This is a genomic window from Bradyrhizobium sp. Kon69 (assembly GCF_055807515.1).
This window is the reverse complement of record NZ_JBVVOS010000003.1, coordinates 362,548-377,500: the sequence shown is the minus strand read 5'-3', so window position 1 is coordinate 377,500 and position 14,953 is coordinate 362,548. Positions and strand designations below refer to the sequence as shown.

The 14,953-nt window shown below is 63.8% G+C and carries 14 protein-coding genes (1 of these 14 cut by a window edge); 5 read left to right on the top strand and 9 right to left on the bottom strand.

The features are described 5' to 3' along the window. On the bottom strand, positions 1-119 hold the beginning of the coding sequence (locus tag AC0L3U_RS06220) for a TRAP transporter substrate-binding protein (protein WP_473361074.1). Its footprint begins 970 nt before the window's first position; only the first 119 of its 1,089 coding nucleotides appear in the window; the start codon lies at positions 117-119; its stop codon lies off the left edge, out of view. 303 nt (positions 120-422) lie between these two features. Between AC0L3U_RS06220 and AC0L3U_RS06215 the strand changes: the two genes are divergently transcribed. Beyond that, positions 423-1,508: an NAD-dependent epimerase/dehydratase family protein gene (locus AC0L3U_RS06215; RefSeq protein ID WP_473361073.1), complete on the top strand. Its 1,086-nt coding sequence runs from the start codon at positions 423-425 to the stop codon at positions 1,506-1,508. Between the two features lie 136 nt (positions 1,509-1,644). On the opposite strand, the gene AC0L3U_RS06210 is transcribed toward AC0L3U_RS06215, so the two are convergent. The 6 genes from AC0L3U_RS06210 to AC0L3U_RS06185 all read right to left on the bottom strand — a co-directional run bounded on the left by AC0L3U_RS06210 (position 1,645) and on the right by AC0L3U_RS06185 (position 8,800). Then, entirely contained in the window at positions 1,645-3,615 is a 1,971-nt protein-coding gene (locus tag AC0L3U_RS06210) for a methyl-accepting chemotaxis protein (RefSeq protein WP_473361072.1), read from the bottom strand. A 318-nt stretch (positions 3,616-3,933) separates the two neighbouring features. Next, complete coding sequence (locus tag AC0L3U_RS06205; protein ID WP_473361071.1) at positions 3,934-5,247, bottom strand: NAD(P)H-dependent oxidoreductase; 1,314 nt, start codon at positions 5,245-5,247, stop codon at positions 3,934-3,936. Between the two features lie 166 nt (positions 5,248-5,413). Beyond that, entirely contained in the window at positions 5,414-6,214 is an 801-nt protein-coding gene (locus AC0L3U_RS06200; protein ID WP_007615261.1) for a phytanoyl-CoA dioxygenase family protein, read from the bottom strand. 84 nt (positions 6,215-6,298) lie between these two features. Further along, positions 6,299-6,976 (bottom strand): GntR family transcriptional regulator, encoded by a 678-nt coding sequence (locus tag AC0L3U_RS06195; RefSeq protein WP_473361070.1) that lies wholly within the window; start codon positions 6,974-6,976, stop codon positions 6,299-6,301. A gap of 190 nt (positions 6,977-7,166) precedes the next feature. Beyond that, complete coding sequence (locus AC0L3U_RS06190) at positions 7,167-7,979, bottom strand: alpha/beta fold hydrolase (RefSeq protein ID WP_473361069.1); 813 nt, start codon at positions 7,977-7,979, stop codon at positions 7,167-7,169. A 2-nt stretch (positions 7,980-7,981) separates the two neighbouring features. Beyond that, a complete protein-coding gene (locus tag AC0L3U_RS06185; protein ID WP_473361068.1) occupies positions 7,982-8,800 on the bottom strand; it encodes an alpha/beta fold hydrolase in 819 nt (272 codons plus the stop codon). Between the two features lie 139 nt (positions 8,801-8,939). Here AC0L3U_RS06185 and AC0L3U_RS06180 point away from each other — a divergent pair, with 139 nt between their 5' ends. Continuing rightward, positions 8,940-9,482, top strand: a complete 543-nt coding sequence (locus AC0L3U_RS06180) for a methylated-DNA--[protein]-cysteine S-methyltransferase (protein ID WP_456653296.1) — start codon at positions 8,940-8,942, stop codon at positions 9,480-9,482. Positions 9,483-9,496: 14 nt separating this feature from the next. Here AC0L3U_RS06180 and AC0L3U_RS06175 read toward each other — a convergent pair whose 3' ends face one another. Both AC0L3U_RS06175 and AC0L3U_RS06170 read right to left on the bottom strand, forming a co-directional pair. After that, positions 9,497-11,029, bottom strand: a complete 1,533-nt coding sequence (locus tag AC0L3U_RS06175) for an acyl-CoA synthetase (protein WP_473361067.1) — start codon at positions 11,027-11,029, stop codon at positions 9,497-9,499. Positions 11,030-11,119: 90 nt separating this feature from the next. Further along, on the bottom strand, positions 11,120-12,292 hold the full coding sequence (locus AC0L3U_RS06170; RefSeq protein WP_473263779.1) for an acetyl-CoA C-acetyltransferase: 1,173 nt from the start codon (positions 12,290-12,292) through the stop codon (positions 11,120-11,122). A 209-nt stretch (positions 12,293-12,501) separates the two neighbouring features. On the opposite strand from AC0L3U_RS06170, the gene AC0L3U_RS06165 reads away from it, so the two are divergent. The 3 genes from AC0L3U_RS06165 to AC0L3U_RS06155 all read left to right on the top strand — a co-directional run bounded on the left by AC0L3U_RS06165 (position 12,502) and on the right by AC0L3U_RS06155 (position 14,925). Next, positions 12,502-13,104, top strand: coding sequence for a TetR family transcriptional regulator (locus AC0L3U_RS06165; RefSeq protein WP_473361066.1), 603 nt, complete (start codon positions 12,502-12,504; stop codon positions 13,102-13,104). 67 nt (positions 13,105-13,171) lie between these two features. Further along, entirely contained in the window at positions 13,172-13,930 is a 759-nt protein-coding gene (locus AC0L3U_RS06160; protein WP_007615252.1) for an SDR family NAD(P)-dependent oxidoreductase, read from the top strand. 188 nt (positions 13,931-14,118) lie between these two features. Next, positions 14,119-14,925 carry an enoyl-CoA hydratase/isomerase family protein gene (locus tag AC0L3U_RS06155; protein WP_473361065.1) on the top strand — a complete coding sequence of 269 codons (807 nt, stop codon included), beginning with the start codon at positions 14,119-14,121 and terminating at the stop codon, positions 14,923-14,925. Positions 14,926-14,953: the final 28 nt, after the last annotated feature.

The following is a 14,953-nucleotide window of genomic DNA, read 5'->3' as shown; positions in this document are numbered from 1 at the left end:
GGCCAGCTCGCGGCATATCGCCATTTGATCTCGGGCATCGACTGCGCGATCGCCGGCGCAGCGACAGCACTTGCGGCCAAGCCCAATCCGCCTGCCGTCAGGAATTTACGACGTTCCATGCGCTTCCCTCCGTTAAGTCGATGCTTCGACTTGGGGAACGATCTTGGTGTCGTCTTGTCTTCGTCGACGCTCGACGTTTTCTGTTGAGACGTTGTGGCGTTTCCGAACGGCCCTTGCGGGCACTCGTAGATGGAATTCCGATCGTTGCGGTTCCGCGGCGAGGATGACCGGGCGCTTCGCCGGAATCAAGCCTCAAGTCTCAAGCCTCTTGGCCGCCTCGCAAGTGCGAACGCCGGCCTGACGCAAGTCGGGCCTGCGAGCGATCTGCTATTCAGTCGCGCAAAAACCAGGGAGGCTCGCGTATGACGGGCAAGAAAGTCGTGGTCGCTGGAGCGAGCGGTCTCGTCGGCAATGCGGCGTTGCGACACTTCGGCCTGGCGGGCGGATGCGATGTCATTGCGCTGTCCCGGCGGAAGCCGCGAGACCTCTACGGTGCCCGTCATGTCCCGATCGACCTGACCAGTGCCGCGGATTGCGGGCGCGCCGCATCGGAACTGAGCGGCGCAACCCATCTGATCTACGCCGCGCTCTACGAGGCGCCGCAGCTCGTCGACGGCTGGCGCGACCCCCAGCAGATCAAGACCAACGATTTGATGCTGCGCAATCTGATGGGGGCACTCGAGCCTGTGGCGCCGGGCCTCAGGCATGTCGCCCTGCTGCAGGGCACCAAGGCCTACGGCGTGCACGTTCGCCCCTTGACCGTCCCGGCCCGCGAAGGCCGCTCCGAAATGTACGAGCAGCCCAACTTCTACTGGGCGCAGGAAAACTTCTTGCGCGAGCTCCAAACCGGCAAGAGCTGGCATTGGAGCATCCTGCGGCCGGTGCTGATCGTCGGCCTCGCCATGGGCGGCGCCATGGACCTGATTCCGCCGCTCGGCGTCTATGCCGCGATGCTGCGCGAGCAGGGCAGGCCGCTCGATTACCCCGGCGGCGCCCCGCGGGTGGGGCAGGCCGTCGATGTCGATCTCCTCGCCCGCGCCATCGCCTGGTCGGGCGAGGCCGAGGCCGCGCGCAACGAGGCCTTCAACGTGACCAATGGCGACGTCTTTACCTGGGAGAACATCTGGCCTGCGGTCGCCGATGCGCTGGAGATGAAGCCGGGCAAGCCGGTCCCGCTGTCGCTCGCGAGGGAATTCCTGAGCTGGGTCGCTCCCTGGGACGCGTTGCGGCGCAAGCACGACCTCGTATCGCCGGCGCTGACCGAATTCGTCGGCCTCTCATTCCAATACGCCGATTACAGCCTGCGCTACGGCCAGACCGAATCCGGTCTGCCATCGATCGTCTCGACCGTGAAGATCAACCGCGCCGGCTTCACCGAGATGATGGACACCGAGGACATGTTCCGGAAGTGGTTCAGGCAGGCGAAGGAGGAGCGGCTGCTGCCCTGACGCAGAACCAAAGCCGATATCCGGGGTCGTTGCCCAGGTCAGATTGTGACCCGGAGCGGTCCTCCGGCAGAGCAGCCTTTGACGCGTAGCCGACGTTCTCGTCGACTACGGCGGATTTTTGCGCGTTACCAGATTACTAGGCCGCGCGAACCGTGACCAGAAACCGGTCGACTTGCTGCTTTAGCCGATTGCTCTCCAGTGATAGGGACTGAGCGGCGGAAAGCACCTGCGTGGAGGCTGATCCTGTTTCGCTTGCTCCGCGCTGGACGTCGCTGATGTTCGACGAGACCAACTCGGTGCCCTGCGCCGCCTGCTGAATATTGCGAGAAATCTCCTGAGTGGCCGCCCCCTGCTCCTCGACGGCGGCGGCGATGGTAGAAGAGACTTCCGAGAGCTGTTCGATAGTTCCCGAAATCGCATTGATCGCATGGACCGACTCCTCGGTCGCGGTCTGAATCCCGGATATCTGCTGACCGATTTCACCTGTGGCCTTGGCCGTTTGCTCGGCCAGTGCCTTGACCTCAGAGGCGACTACTGCAAACCCACGGCCTGCCTCGCCCGCGCGCGCAGCTTCAATGGTGGCATTAAGAGCCAGCAAGTTGGTCTGGCCGGCAATGGTGTTGATCAGATCAACGACGTCACCGATCCTTGCCGCTGCCTTGGACAACGCGCCGACCTTTTCTGTGGTGGTTCTTGCCTGATCGACCGCCTGGGAAGCCATCCGGGCTGAAGCCTGGACTTGCCGGCTGATCTCGGTCACGGACGACGACAGTTCTTCGGTTGCGGAAGCGACTGATTGTACATTGGTGGATGCTTCCTCAGAGGCCGAAGCAACGGTGGTTGCGAGGTCCTGGGCGTGTTCAGCCGTTCTTGAGAGCGTTCCTGCGGATGCTTCGAGTTCGGTCGAAGCGGACGAAACGGTTTCCACAATCTCGCCAACCGCCGCTTCAAACTCGCCGGCTAGGCGATGCATGTCGGCCTTCCGCTGTAGGGCCTGACGCTTTTCGACATCGAGCTGTTCGGCACGAAGGCGCTCCGCCTCGATCATGTTCGTCTTGAAAACGTCGACCGCCCCGGCCATCTCGCCGATCTCGTCTTGTCGCCCGATGCCGGGGACCGCCACGGTCATGTCGCCTCTGGCCAGACGGACCATGGCTTGCACCATTGAGGCAATGGCCTTCGTAACAGAACGAGCGATGGTCAGTGAGAGTGCCGAAACAACGACAATTGCGAGCACCAATGCGATCAGCATCCAGCGTTTCACAGCGGCCAGCGTGTCCGCCTCTCGCGCCTGGGCGTCATCGTGGCGTTGCCGAACATCCTGTTCGATGGACTCGAAGATGGGTTCGATGTTCGCGTACGCCTTCGACATCGCCGAAGCGTCGACCTTGGCGCGTTGGGCAGCCTCCGCCCACGATGCAAAGTCGTTTCTGTAGCTCTGCAGCTTGGCTGCGATATCGGTCTTTACAGCCGTAACGAGATCAGAAGCCGCGACCGTCTTGGCAAAGTCGTCCGCGCTCTTCTGGAACGACTCAACGTAGCTCGGATCTCGCCGGAGCATGAAATCTTTCTCATGCCGTCGCATCATCAGCATGCCACTCGTGAGCGCTTGGCTGTTGGTATCCTTCAATCGGGCTTCGATGTCATGCACCGACCCGCGCAACGATCCGCTTAATCCGAGCTTCTCGTTCAAACCGAGCCTGATCTCTGTTTGCTCCAAGGCGGCAAATTGCTTCTGGTATTCATTGAAACCCCTGGCAAGGTTGTCGACTTTCTCTGAAAGCCCACTAAACCCGCTCGCTCGGACCGTCGTCCCAAGCCGGTCTATCTGTGTCGTGATCGTCGCGCTGACTGCTGCATGGCGTTTCATGGAAGCTTCATCCCGTCGCAGCAGGAAATCCTTCTCCGCCCGGCGAGCATCCAGCATGTCACGCGCGAGCTTCTCATTGAGGTTCGACAGTAGCCGAGCCTCTTCTGCCACTTTGCGCGATCCCTCCTGCGATGCTGCGCCTGTCAAATAGATGCCGCCGAATACCGCGAGCCCGAGCAAGCCAATGAGCCCGATCAACAGGATTTTATGACTCAAACGAAACGAGAAAAAACCCATGATAGAACCCCTGCAAAGTTCGCGATAAAATAGCAAAAAGTGTCTGCTTTGCGTAACTTACGGGAATTAGCAAAACGAACCGTAAAAAGGGCTGTCGCTTTTAGGCAATTGGAAAGATCCACAGAAGCGCGGTCATCATTCGATTGCGCTGCGGTCAATACTTGGAGTGCTTTGATGCAGACGGGCAAAAAGGCTGCGCTTGTCTTCGGCTGCTGGCCCTGTCTGAGAGTAGGCGATGTTAGGCTTGAGTCCGCAAAGCGTCGTCCGGCGGAGATCGCTCAGGCCGCACCAATGAATCTCGATTTATGAGTGCGCGGCCTATTCGGCGCTGACGAACGCCGCTTCCATTGCCCTCCGCGTCCTGACCGTCTCGTTGCCTGCGTCGAACTCGACGTCGCTCCAGCGCACGATCTCGCCATGGGCGACGTCGTGCTTCAGCCTCACGCGATGCGCCAGGCCGATCGGGAGCGCGCCGGCCTTGAGGCTCGCGGCCGCCGGCACCAGCTTGCCCCACACTGTGTAGCCGCCTTCGCCGTCCAGCATCTCGCCGGCGCGCAGGTTGCGTTTTGCCACGGCGGCGACGTCGCCACGGAAGCCGTGGGGCTGCCCGGTCGGCTCGCCCCGCAGCGCGGCCGACAGCACCGAGATGTTCAGCTCGAGGCCGATCAGATGATAGGGCTTGTACATCGCCGCGTACCGTCCGCTGCCGTCGGTCTTGAGGCCGTATTGCCTGAAGCAGTCGGCGGCGTAGTCGTTCGGCGCCTCCAGCACGACGTAAACGCCCCAGCGCAGATCGCGAAACACCGGCCTTCCGTCGCGCTCGAGCGAGGAGACCACCTCCACGACGCCCGATCGCTCCAGCACGCCGCCCTTGCTGCGAGGCCGCATGATGTGCGGGAGGTCGTCGACGCCGCAGGGTGGAAACAGCAGGCCCTCCGCAGGCACGTCCAGTCCACAGGCGTTCGCGATCGCGGCCATCTCGATCGCCGATTTGGTGCCGTCGAGGAAGGAGTTGAACATCTGCGGATTCATCCCGGCCGATTGCGCCTCGCCCGCGGTCAACCCGTAATGCTGCCAGACGCTTTCAGGCGTCACGTCGTGATAGGCCGGCAGATATTTCGTGCCCTTGCCGGCGGCAACCACGTGAAAACCGGTGGCGCGAGCCCAATCCACCATCTCCGCGGTCAGCGCGGGCTGATCGCCATAGGCGAGCGAGTAGACCACGCCGGCCTTGCGGGCTTCCTCGGCGAGCAGCGGACCCGCCAGCACGTCGGCCTCGACATTGACCATCACGATATGCTTGCCGGCCGCGATGGCCGCGCGCGCGTGCCTGATGCCCACGGCCGGATTGCCGGTTGCCTCCACCACCACGTCCATCGCGCCACCGGCAATGGCGCGCGCGCCGTCGTCGGTGAAGACGGTGGCGGCGATGCGGGCCTCGTCCCACCCCACCGTGCGGCAGGCCTCGCGCGCCCGGTCGCGGTCGATGTCGACGATGAGGGGCACCTCCAGCCCTGGCGTGTGCGGCACCTGCGCCAGGAACATCGAGCCGAATTTTCCGGCGCCGATCAGCGCGACACGGACGGGCTTGCCGGCGGCAGCGCGGGCCTGGAGGAGGCGGAAGAGGTTCATGGGGAATGTCCAGCGAGGGCAGAATTGGTGAGGTGCGTATATCTATCAGCTCGTCATGGCCGGGCTTGTCCCGGCCATCCACGTCTTTGCCTGCAGTGATCGTCTCAAGGCGTGGATGCCCGGGACAAGCCCGGGCATGACGGCTGAGGATGTCCTGCGAGTAAGTCTACTCCGCCGCCTGCCGCGGCGCACGGGCGAGCCGGACCAGCGCGTCGTCCTCCACCGTCTTGATCGGCGCGAAGTCGCGATGGGCAATGTACTCCGGCCGCGTCGGAGTGCGGATGTAGTTCGAAACCGCGTTCAGCGTCAGGTACACGATCTTGCGCGGATAGGGCGTGATGTTGCCGGCCGAGCCATGCACGAGATTGCCGTGGAACATCAGCATGCCGCCGGGCTTTCCGGTTGGCGCCACGATGCCGCCCTGCTTGACCAGGCGCGTCACGGTCTCCTCGTCCAGCGTCCACAGCGGATAGGAGGTCGTCGCGAGGTCGTGCGAGGCCTTGAGGTCGCCGGCGTTCTGGCTCTGCGGCACCAGCATCAGCGGGCCGTTGATCGGCATCACCTCGTCGAGGAAGATCGCGATGTTCATCGCGCGCGGCTCGGGCATGCCGTCGTCGCGCTTCCAGGTGCCGTAATCCTGGTGCCATTGCCAGACGTCGCCGGTGAAGGCGGATTTCGCATTGATCTTGAACTGGTGCATGTAGACCTGCTCGCCGAACAATTGCTCGACGGGGTCGATCATGCGCGGATGCGCACCCAGGATGCCGAACGCTTCGTTGTAGAGATGCGCGGCAAAGGCGGTGCGCGGCGCGCCGCTCTTTTCGCGCCAAACTTCCGGCCGGTTCGCGTCATAGATGGCAACCGCCTCGCGCGCGAGGAGATCGACCTCCTCCTGGCTGAACAGTTCGGGCAGGAACAGCCAACCCTCGCGGTGGAAGAACTCCAATTGCTCCTGGGACAGTTTCACGGCGCGTCCTCCTGTTTTGATTTTTGTTGTCGCTCGTCATGGCCGGGCTTGACCCGGCCATCCACGTCTTGGCAGTGGCGGTCGCTACGCCGCCGCCTCTTCCGTTGCCCTCAGTCTCTCCTCGGTCATCCGTCCCGCCGTCTGCGCATGCGCAAGCGCCGCACGCTCGGCCGCCTTCGCGTCGCCCGCGAGAATGTGTCCGGCAATGTCGGCATGCTCGGCCCAGGCGCTGCCGCGATAATCCAGCTCGGACAGCACTGTTGCCATCGAGCGGCGCATATGCGGCCATTGCGGCGTGATCGTCTCCTCGATCACGGGATTGCCGGCGAGCCGATAGATCGCGCGATGAAACTCGACGTCGAGCACAATCAGCTCGGCGAGCGTGGTCTTGCCATCGATCCCGCGCCCGGCGGCGAGCGCCGCCTCCAGCCGCGCGTGTCCCGCCGCATCGGTTGCGGCGCGTTCTGCCGCGAGCCGTGCGGCTAGAGCATCGATCGCGCCGCGTACCTCGTAGAGCTGGCGGATGCGTGCGGGATCGAGCTGGGTGACTTCAAAGCCGCGCCGGCCGCTCTCGGCGACCAGCCCCTGCCGGTGCAACAGGTGCAGCGCATGCGACACCGGCTGGCGCGACACCCCGAGCCTGTCGGCGAGCTCGTTCTGCCGGATGCGCTGGCCGGGCTGCAGCGTGCGGTCGGAGATCGCCTCCAGGATCCGCGCATAGACCTGGTCGATCAAGTTCGGAAGCGGATCGAGAGGGATCACGCCGGCAGCTCCGAGAGCATGAGAGAGAATACGGAATTCCGTATTCAAAGATACGGCCGAGAGGGGAAGGGCGTCAAGCGCGGACCAACAGAGCGTCCGACCCATTTTTGCGCTCGGCCAAGCCATTGATATTGCTAGGCCCGGCTACTGTGCATGGGGTTGTTTTCAAGGAAAAGAGATGTGAGGCCGCCTACTCCGCCAGGAACGCGTTCACCGCCTCGCCGAACTCCAGCGGCGCCTGCTCGAACATCCAGTGGCCGGCGTTGGGGATCACGGCCGTCTTCGCCCCAGCGATGTGCTCGGCCAGCACACGCCACATCACCGAAAGGCTCCCCGTCGTCGCGCCGCCGCCGATCAGCAGCGTCGGGGTTCTGATCGCCTGCGCGTCCGCGAGCGTGTAGGGCCTGCGCTGCTCGTTGATCTGGCCGAGGAAGGTGATGGCGTTGTCGCGCAATTGCTGCTTCGCCGCCGCCGGCACGCGCCGCCACGAGCCGTCGCCTTCGATCCCTTCGTAGAAGTTCTGCAGTGCGCCATCGGTGTCGCCGGCGCGGATCATCTCGACCGAGCGCGCCGTGCGCGCGGCCAGCGGCGGATGCACGGGCGTGCCTGCGGGCACCGGCAGGCTGGCATCGAGATCGCCGCCGGGCTCGGCCAGCACCAGCTTGCGCAACAGATCGGGCCGCGACTGCGCCACGCGAAACGCGATGTGGCCGCCGCGCGAATGGCCCATCAGATCGACCGGCGCGGGTTCGACCTGCTCGATGAAGGCGATCACGTCAGCGACGTGCTGGGCCATCTTGTAGTCGTCGCCGACGGCGTCCCAATGCTCGGGAAAGAAATGCCGCAGGCTCACCGAGATCACGCGATGCGATTTCGACAGCGGGCCGAGCACGGAGTACCAGGTGCGGAAATCGCCGAGCGTGCCGTGCACGCACACTAGCGGCGGCCCCTGGCCCACTTCGAGATAGGCCATGTCGTAACCATTGACGCGAAATGTCTGCATGATCAGCCCGCCAGGAAATCCAGCACCACTTCGGAGTATTTCTGCGGCGCCTGCTCGAACATCGGGTGCGTTGCGTTCGGGATGACCGCCGTCCTGGAATACGGCACATGCGCGGCGAGCGCATGCAGCACTTTCGGCAGCAGGCCCTTGGTCCGCGCGCCCAGGACGAACAGCGTCGGCATCTTGATGGACTCCGCGTCCGCCTTCGAGAATGGCGGGCGGTTGTCGCGGACCTGGCCGATCAGTGTGAAAGCGTTGTCACGCAGATTCTGCTTCACCAGCGCCGGCAGCCGCGGCCAGGTGCCGGCGCCTTCAAGCGTGTCGACGAAGACGGCAAGGCCGCCGTCGATGGCGCCGGCCGCGATCTTCTCGGCCGAGGCCGTGAACCGCGCCAGCAGCGGCGAGGGACCGCCGGCATAATCAGGATCGAGGCTCGCATCGAGCTCGCCGCCGGGCTCGGCCAGCACCAGCCGCCGGAGCAGATCCGGCCGCCGCTGCGCCACGCGGAAGCAGATGTGCCCGCCACGGGAATGGCCCATCAAATCGACCGGGCCGAGGTCGAGCTCCTCGATGAAGGCGATGACGTCCTCGACATGCTGGGCGATCGAATAGGTGTCGCCGACGCCATCCCATTGCGCTGGGAAGAAATGCCGCAGGCTGACGCAGATCAGCCGGTGCCGCTGGGATAGCGGGCCGAGCACGCAGCCCCAGACACGGAAGTCGTTGAGCGAGCCGTGCACGCAGACCAGCGGCGGCCGGTCCCGGTCTTCGCCCACGTCGAGATAGGGCATGTCGTATCCGTTGACGTGGAGGCTTTGCATTCGGGGCTCGCGAAAAGGGGAGGCGGAACTCCTGTGCAAGATTCCCGGAAACCGGGTGGATCGCAACTATTTCCAAGCCTAGATTTGAGCTCAGTTCACATTGGGGGCATGCAAGGGAACGCAAGCCAGGGACCAAACCATGACCGACCAGCATTTTGCCCTGTTCGATAGCAAGATCGGCCTGTGCGCCATTGCCTGGGGTCCGCGCGGCATCAACGGCACGCAACTGCCGATGGGCGGTGAGCAGAAGATCCGCACCCGCATCAGCCAGCGCCATGCCGACGCCAGCGAAGCCGAGCCGACCGCGGACGTGCAGCAGGCGATCGACCGCATTACAAAATTGCTCGCCGGCGAGCCGGATGACCTCACCGACATCCCGCTCGATCTCGACGGCGTGCCCGACTTCAACCGCGGCGTCTACGCGATCGCCCGCACCATTCCGCCGGGCAAGACCGTCACCTATGGCGACATCGCCAAGCAGCTCGGCGGTGTCGAACTGTCGCGCGACGTCGGCCAGGCGCTCGGCCGCAACCCGTGCCCGATCGTCGTGCCCTGCCATCGCGTGCTGGCGGCCGGCAACAAGCCCGGCGGCTTCTCCGCGAATGGCGGCGTGGTGACGAAGCTGAAGATGCTGGAGATCGAAGGCGCGCTGGTGAACCACACGCCGAGCTTGTTCGATTGAGGCGATGAGGCGGGCTAAATCTTCGCCGCCGCCTTCGGCCAATATTTGTCGCGCAAATGCCGTTTCACCAGCTTGCCGGTCGGCGTGCGCGGCAGCTCGGCTTCGAAATCGATCGAGCGCGGGCATTTGATCGTCGAGAGGCGGCTCTTGCAGTAGGCGATCAGGTCGACCTCCAGCTCCCTGCCGGCGCGCTTGGGATCGTGCGGCTGCACCACGGCCTTGACCTCTTCGCCCATCTCCTCGTTCGGCACACCGAACACCGCGACATCGGCGACTTCGGGATGGGTGATGAGTACGTCCTCGGTCTCCTGCGGATAGATGTTCACGCCACCCGAGATGATCATGTAGGACTTGCGGTCGGTGAGAAAGAGAAAGCCGTCACTGTCGAGATAGCCGACGTCGCCGAGCGTCGACCAGCCTTTTGCGTTGTAGGCCTTCTTCGTCTTCTCGGGATCGTTGTGATAGGTGAAAACCGGCGCATCGGCGAAATAGACCGTGCCGATCTCGCCCGTCGGCTGCTCCTCGTCGTTCTCGTCCAGAATCTTGATCTTGCCGACCACGGCGCGGCCGACGCTGCCGCGGTGCTCCAGCCATTCTTTCGAGTTGCAGACGGTGACGCCGTTGCCTTCTGAGCCCGCGTAATACTCGATCAGGATCGGCCCCCACCATTCGATCATCTTGGCCTTGACGTCGACCGGGCAGGGCGCGGCGGCGTGGATCGCGCCCTTCAGCGTCGAGACGTCGTAGCGGTTGCGGACCTCGTCCGGCAGCTTGAGCATGCGCACGAACATGGTCGGCACGAGCTGCGCGTGGGTCACTTTGTATTTTTCGACCAGCTTCAGGAAATCTTCGGCGTCAAAGTGCTCCATGATGATGGAAGTGCCGCCGAGCAGGATTGCCATCATGTTAAAGCGCAATGGAGCGGCGTGATAGAGCGGTGCCGGTGAGAGATAAATAGTCTCGGCACTCATGCCGCACATGCTGGCGCAGAGCACGCGCAGAAACGCGTTCGGCTCGTCGATCGGCTTGCCCTCGAATGCTTTCTTGATGCCCTTGGGCCGGCCGGTGGTGCCGGACGAATACAGCATGTCATAGCCGGCGACCTCATCGGCGATCGGCGTTGTCGGCTGTGCGGCGGCTTCCTTGTCGTAGGAGCGGAAGCCGGCTTGCGGCTCGTCCATCATGTAGAAGACCGGCTCGCCGGCCGCACCCTTGATCTGGTCGGCGCATTTCGGCGTGGTGATCACGACCTTGGCGCCGCAATCGGCGATGATGTAGTCGATCTCGTCCTGCTTCAAATAGCGGCTGATCGCGGTGTAATAGAGCCCGCTGCGTTGCGCGGCCCAGCAGATCTCCATGAAGGCGAGGCGGTTCTCCATCAGCAGCGCGATGTGGTCGCCGGCCTTCAGCCCGAGCGAACGGAACAGGTGCGCGCCCTGGTTCGAGAGCTCGTCGAGCTCACGATAGGTGATCGCCTTGCCGGTCCCGGCCATCTGATAGGCGATCTTGTCGGGTGTGGCGCGGGCGTGGATGGAGGGGTGAGTCATGAGCGCAGGTCTCTCAACAAAAAAGGTGTCATCCCGGCCTAGTGCACAATTGCGCACTAGGCCGGGACGACACCATTAGCGAAGTACGGCTTACAGCCGCTCCACGATCGTCACGTTGGCCATGCCGCCACCTTCGCACATGGTCTGGAGCCCGTAGCGCTTGCCGCGCTGATGCAGGGCATGCACCAGGGTCGTCATCAGCTTGGTGCCGGAGCCGCCGAGCGGATGGCCGAGTGCGATGGCGCCGCCATTGACGTTGAGACGTTCCGGATCGGCGCCGGTGGTCTTCAGCCACCCGGTCGGCACCGAGGCAAAGGCCTCGTTGACCTCGAACAGGTCGATGTCGTCGATCGTCATGCCGGCCTTTTCCAGCGCGCGCTTGGTGGCGTGCAGCGGTGCGTCGAGCATGATCACGGGATCGCCGCCCATCATGGTCATGTGGTGGACGCGCGCCAGCGGCTTCACGCCGAGCTGCTTCAGGCCCCGCTCGTTCACCACCATCACGCCGGAGGCGCCGTCGCAGATCTGGCTGGCGCTGGCCGCGGAGAGCTTGCCGTTCTCGGCGATCAGCTTGACGCCCTTGATGCCGTCGAGCGTGGCGTCGAAGCGGATGCCCTCGTCGATGTGGTGGGTGTCCTTAGAGCCGTCGGCGCGGGTGATCTCGAGCGGCACGATCTCCTTTTTGAAGTGGCCGGCCTGGGTTGCCGCGATCGCGCGCTGATGGCTGTTGTAGGAGTACTCGTCGAGCTCGTCCTTGGAGAGACCGTACTTCTCGGCCATCATCTCGGCGCCGGTGAACTGGCTGAAGACGATGTTCGGATAACGCTGCTCGATACCCGGGCTCTTGTAGTTGCCAAAGCCGTTCTTGGCGGGAAGCTGCGACGACAGGCCCATCGGCACGCGCGTCATCGATTCCACGCCGGCGGCGATCACCACGTCCATCGCGCCGGACATCACGGCCTGGGCTGCGAAGTGCAGTGCCTGCTGCGAGGAGCCGCACTGGCGGTCGATCGAGGTGCCCGGCACGCTCTCCGGCAGTTTCGAGGCCATGATGGCGTTGCGCGCGACGTTGTTGGACTGCTCGCCGACCTGCATGACGCAGCCCATGATCACATCCTCGACCAAAGCGGGATCGACCTTGGTGCGATCGACCAGCTCGTCCAGCACCTTCGCGGCGAGATCGGCCGGATGCCATCCGGCGAGGCGGCCCCCCTTGCGCCCACCGGCGGTACGCGCAGCGGCGACGATGTAAGCCTCGGCCATGTCGGTTTCTCCCTGGATTGTTTTGAACGGTTGCTTGTCGGGGCGGATTTAAGGGGCGACGGGTTGTTTAGTCAATCGATCAATTAACTCTTGTGGGGAGGCGCTGCTTGGGCTTATCTGCGGCCGCTCTCGCGCCAAAATCAGGGATCTCCGTGACTACCAGCGTACCGAACAGGCTCCCCAGCGGAAAGAATTCCACGGCAGAGAAATTGCTCGTGGCCGCGAGCGAGCTGATGATCGAACGCTCCTCGATCGAGATTTCGCTGAGCGACATCGCCCAGAAGTCCGGGGCCAACGCCGCGCTGGTCAAATATCACTTCGGCAACAAGGACGGCCTGCTGTTGGCGCTGCTCGAGCGCGATGCGGGGACGGAACTGTCCAATCTCGAATATCTGCTGGCGCAGCCGATCACGCCGACCGCCAAGTTGAAGCTGCATATCGGCGGCATCATCCGCGCTTATCACCGGTTTCCCTACATGAACCGGCTGATCCACTATCTGCTGCACGAGAGCGTCGCGGGCTCCGCGGACGAAGTCTCGAAATTCTTCGTCGCGCCGCTGCTGGATTTCCATCGCCGCCTGCTCGCCGAAGGCGTCAGTCAGGGCGAATTCCGCGCCACCGATCCGGTGCTGTTCTACACCAGCCTGATCGGCGCCTGCGATCACTTGTTCTTCGGCCGGCACGCGATGTCACGCGCGACCGGCGTCGGCCCGGTCACCGACGACGTTTGCCGGCAATACATCAAGCATATGGAAACGCTGATCTGCGGCGGCATTCTCACGAATGTCGAGGAAACTGCCGCGGCCGGATGATCCGGCCAGAACGCAGAAGTCTAGAGAAGAAACGCCCAAGGAAAAGGTTCGAGGAAAGGTATTTGCGATGCAGTTGAAAGACGTAGCCGTTCTCATCACCGGCGGCGGGTCGGGCCTCGGTGCCGCGACCGCCCGCGCCATGGCCGCCAAGGGCGCCAAGATCGGCGTGATCGACCAGAGCAAGGAAAACGCCGAGAAGGTCGCCGCCGAAGTGAAGGGCATCGCGCTTCATGCCGATGTCACCAGCGAGGAGCAGATCAAGGCGGCGATCGCCAAGGCGGAAGCCGCGCACGGCGTCGCGCGCGTGCTGATGAACTGCGCCGGTATCGGCGGCTCGCAGCGCATCGTCGGCCGCGACGGGGTCTACCCGCTGGAGAAGTTCGCGCGCATCATCAATGTCAATTTGATCGGCACCTTCAACTGCCTGCGTCTGTTCGCCGAGCGTCTCGTCACGATCGAGCCGGTCGGTGAAGAGCGCGGCGTCATCGTCAACACCGCTTCGGTCGCGGCCTACGAAGGTCAGATCGGCCAGATCGCTTATGCCGCGTCGAAGGGCGGCGTCGTCGGCCTCACGCTGCCGGCCGCGCGCGACCTTGCGAGCCAGAAGATCCGCGTCAACACCATCGCGCCCGGCCTGTTCCTGACGCCGCTGCTGATGGGCTTGAACGAAGAGGCCCGCAAGAGCTTAGGCGCCCAGGTGCCGCATCCCGCGCGTCTCGGCGACGCCAATGAATACGGCTCGCTGGCCGTGCACATCGTCGAGAACCCGATGCTCAATGGCGAGACCATCCGTCTCGACGGCGCCATCCGCATGGCGCCGCGGTAGCTCTTCCTCCCTTCTCCCTTGTGGGAGAAGGTGGCGCGCTCTTGAGCGCGCCGGATGAGGGGTCTCTATCCGCGGAGACAGACCCCTCACCCAAGCGAATTCCGGGCTCACAGCGTAGATGCCCTCTCCCGCAAGGGGAGAGGGCGCAGCAATCGGCACCGCGAACGGCGGCAAGCACGAGGCGCCTCATGTCCCAACCGCTGCTGATCGAGCACAATGACGGCGTCGACACCGTGACGCTCAATCGTCCCGAACACCTCAACGCGCTCGATCCTGCGTTGATCGAGGCGCTCAACGTCTATTTCCAGGGCCTCCAGCGCAACCGCGACACGCGCGTCGTGGTGCTGAAGGGCGCCGGCAAGAATTTCTGTGCGGGTCTCGACCTCAAGGCAGCGATGGCGCGCCGTGCCGGCCAGCAGGAGCCGCCTGATGTCACCGAGTCGCTGGATTCGCAGCGGCGCATCGCCGACATCGTGATGCTGATGCGGCGCTGTCCGCAGCCGATCCTGGCGCTGGTACAGGGCGCGGCGGCTGGCGGCGGCTTTGCACTTGCGCTCGCCTCCGACATCCGCATTGCGACGAGATCGGCGCGGATGAACTGCGCCTTCATCAAGCTCGGCATTGGCGGCTGCGACATCGGCACCAGTTATTTCCTGCCACGCCTTGTCGGTGTCTCCGTTGCCTCGGAGCTGATCCTCACGGGACGCTTCATCGGCGCCGAGCGGGCGCTCGCGGTCGGGCTGGTCTCCGAGGTCGTCGACGAGGACAAGCTAGATGAGGCCGCCGAACCCTATGTCGACGCGATGATCACGGCCTCGCCCGTGGGCCTACGCCTGTCCAAGGAATGCCTCAACATGAGCGTCGATGCCGGATCGCTGGAAACCGTGATCGCGATGGAGGATCGCAACCAGGTCCTGTGCAGCCGCTCCGAAGAATTTTCGGAAGGCATCAGGGCCTTCCTTGAGAAGCGAAAGCCTGTCTATATCAGGCGCTGACAATGAAGATCCGTAAAGGACAAGAAAT

Coding starts and splice junctions, on each gene's coding strand:
- AC0L3U_RS06210 (WP_473361072.1), bottom strand. CDS start 3,615: ATGGGTTTTTTCTCGTTTCGTTTGAGTCATAAAATCCTGTTGATCGGG.
- AC0L3U_RS06190 (WP_473361069.1), bottom strand. CDS start 7,979: ATGCAGACATTTCGCGTCAATGGTTACGACATGGCCTATCTCGAAGTG.
- AC0L3U_RS06185 (WP_473361068.1), bottom strand. CDS start 8,800: ATGCAAAGCCTCCACGTCAACGGATACGACATGCCCTATCTCGACGTG.
- AC0L3U_RS06180 (WP_456653296.1), top strand. CDS start 8,940: ATGACCGACCAGCATTTTGCCCTGTTCGATAGCAAGATCGGCCTGTGC.
- AC0L3U_RS06160 (WP_007615252.1), top strand. CDS start 13,172: ATGCAGTTGAAAGACGTAGCCGTTCTCATCACCGGCGGCGGGTCGGGC.
- AC0L3U_RS06215 (WP_473361073.1), top strand. CDS start 423: ATGACGGGCAAGAAAGTCGTGGTCGCTGGAGCGAGCGGTCTCGTCGGC.
- AC0L3U_RS06170 (WP_473263779.1), bottom strand. CDS start 12,292: ATGGCCGAGGCTTACATCGTCGCCGCTGCGCGTACCGCCGGTGGGCGC.
- AC0L3U_RS06155 (WP_473361065.1), top strand. CDS start 14,119: ATGTCCCAACCGCTGCTGATCGAGCACAATGACGGCGTCGACACCGTG.
- AC0L3U_RS06175 (WP_473361067.1), bottom strand. CDS start 11,029: ATGACTCACCCCTCCATCCACGCCCGCGCCACACCCGACAAGATCGCC.
- AC0L3U_RS06205 (WP_473361071.1), bottom strand. CDS start 5,247: ATGAACCTCTTCCGCCTCCTCCAGGCCCGCGCTGCCGCCGGCAAGCCC.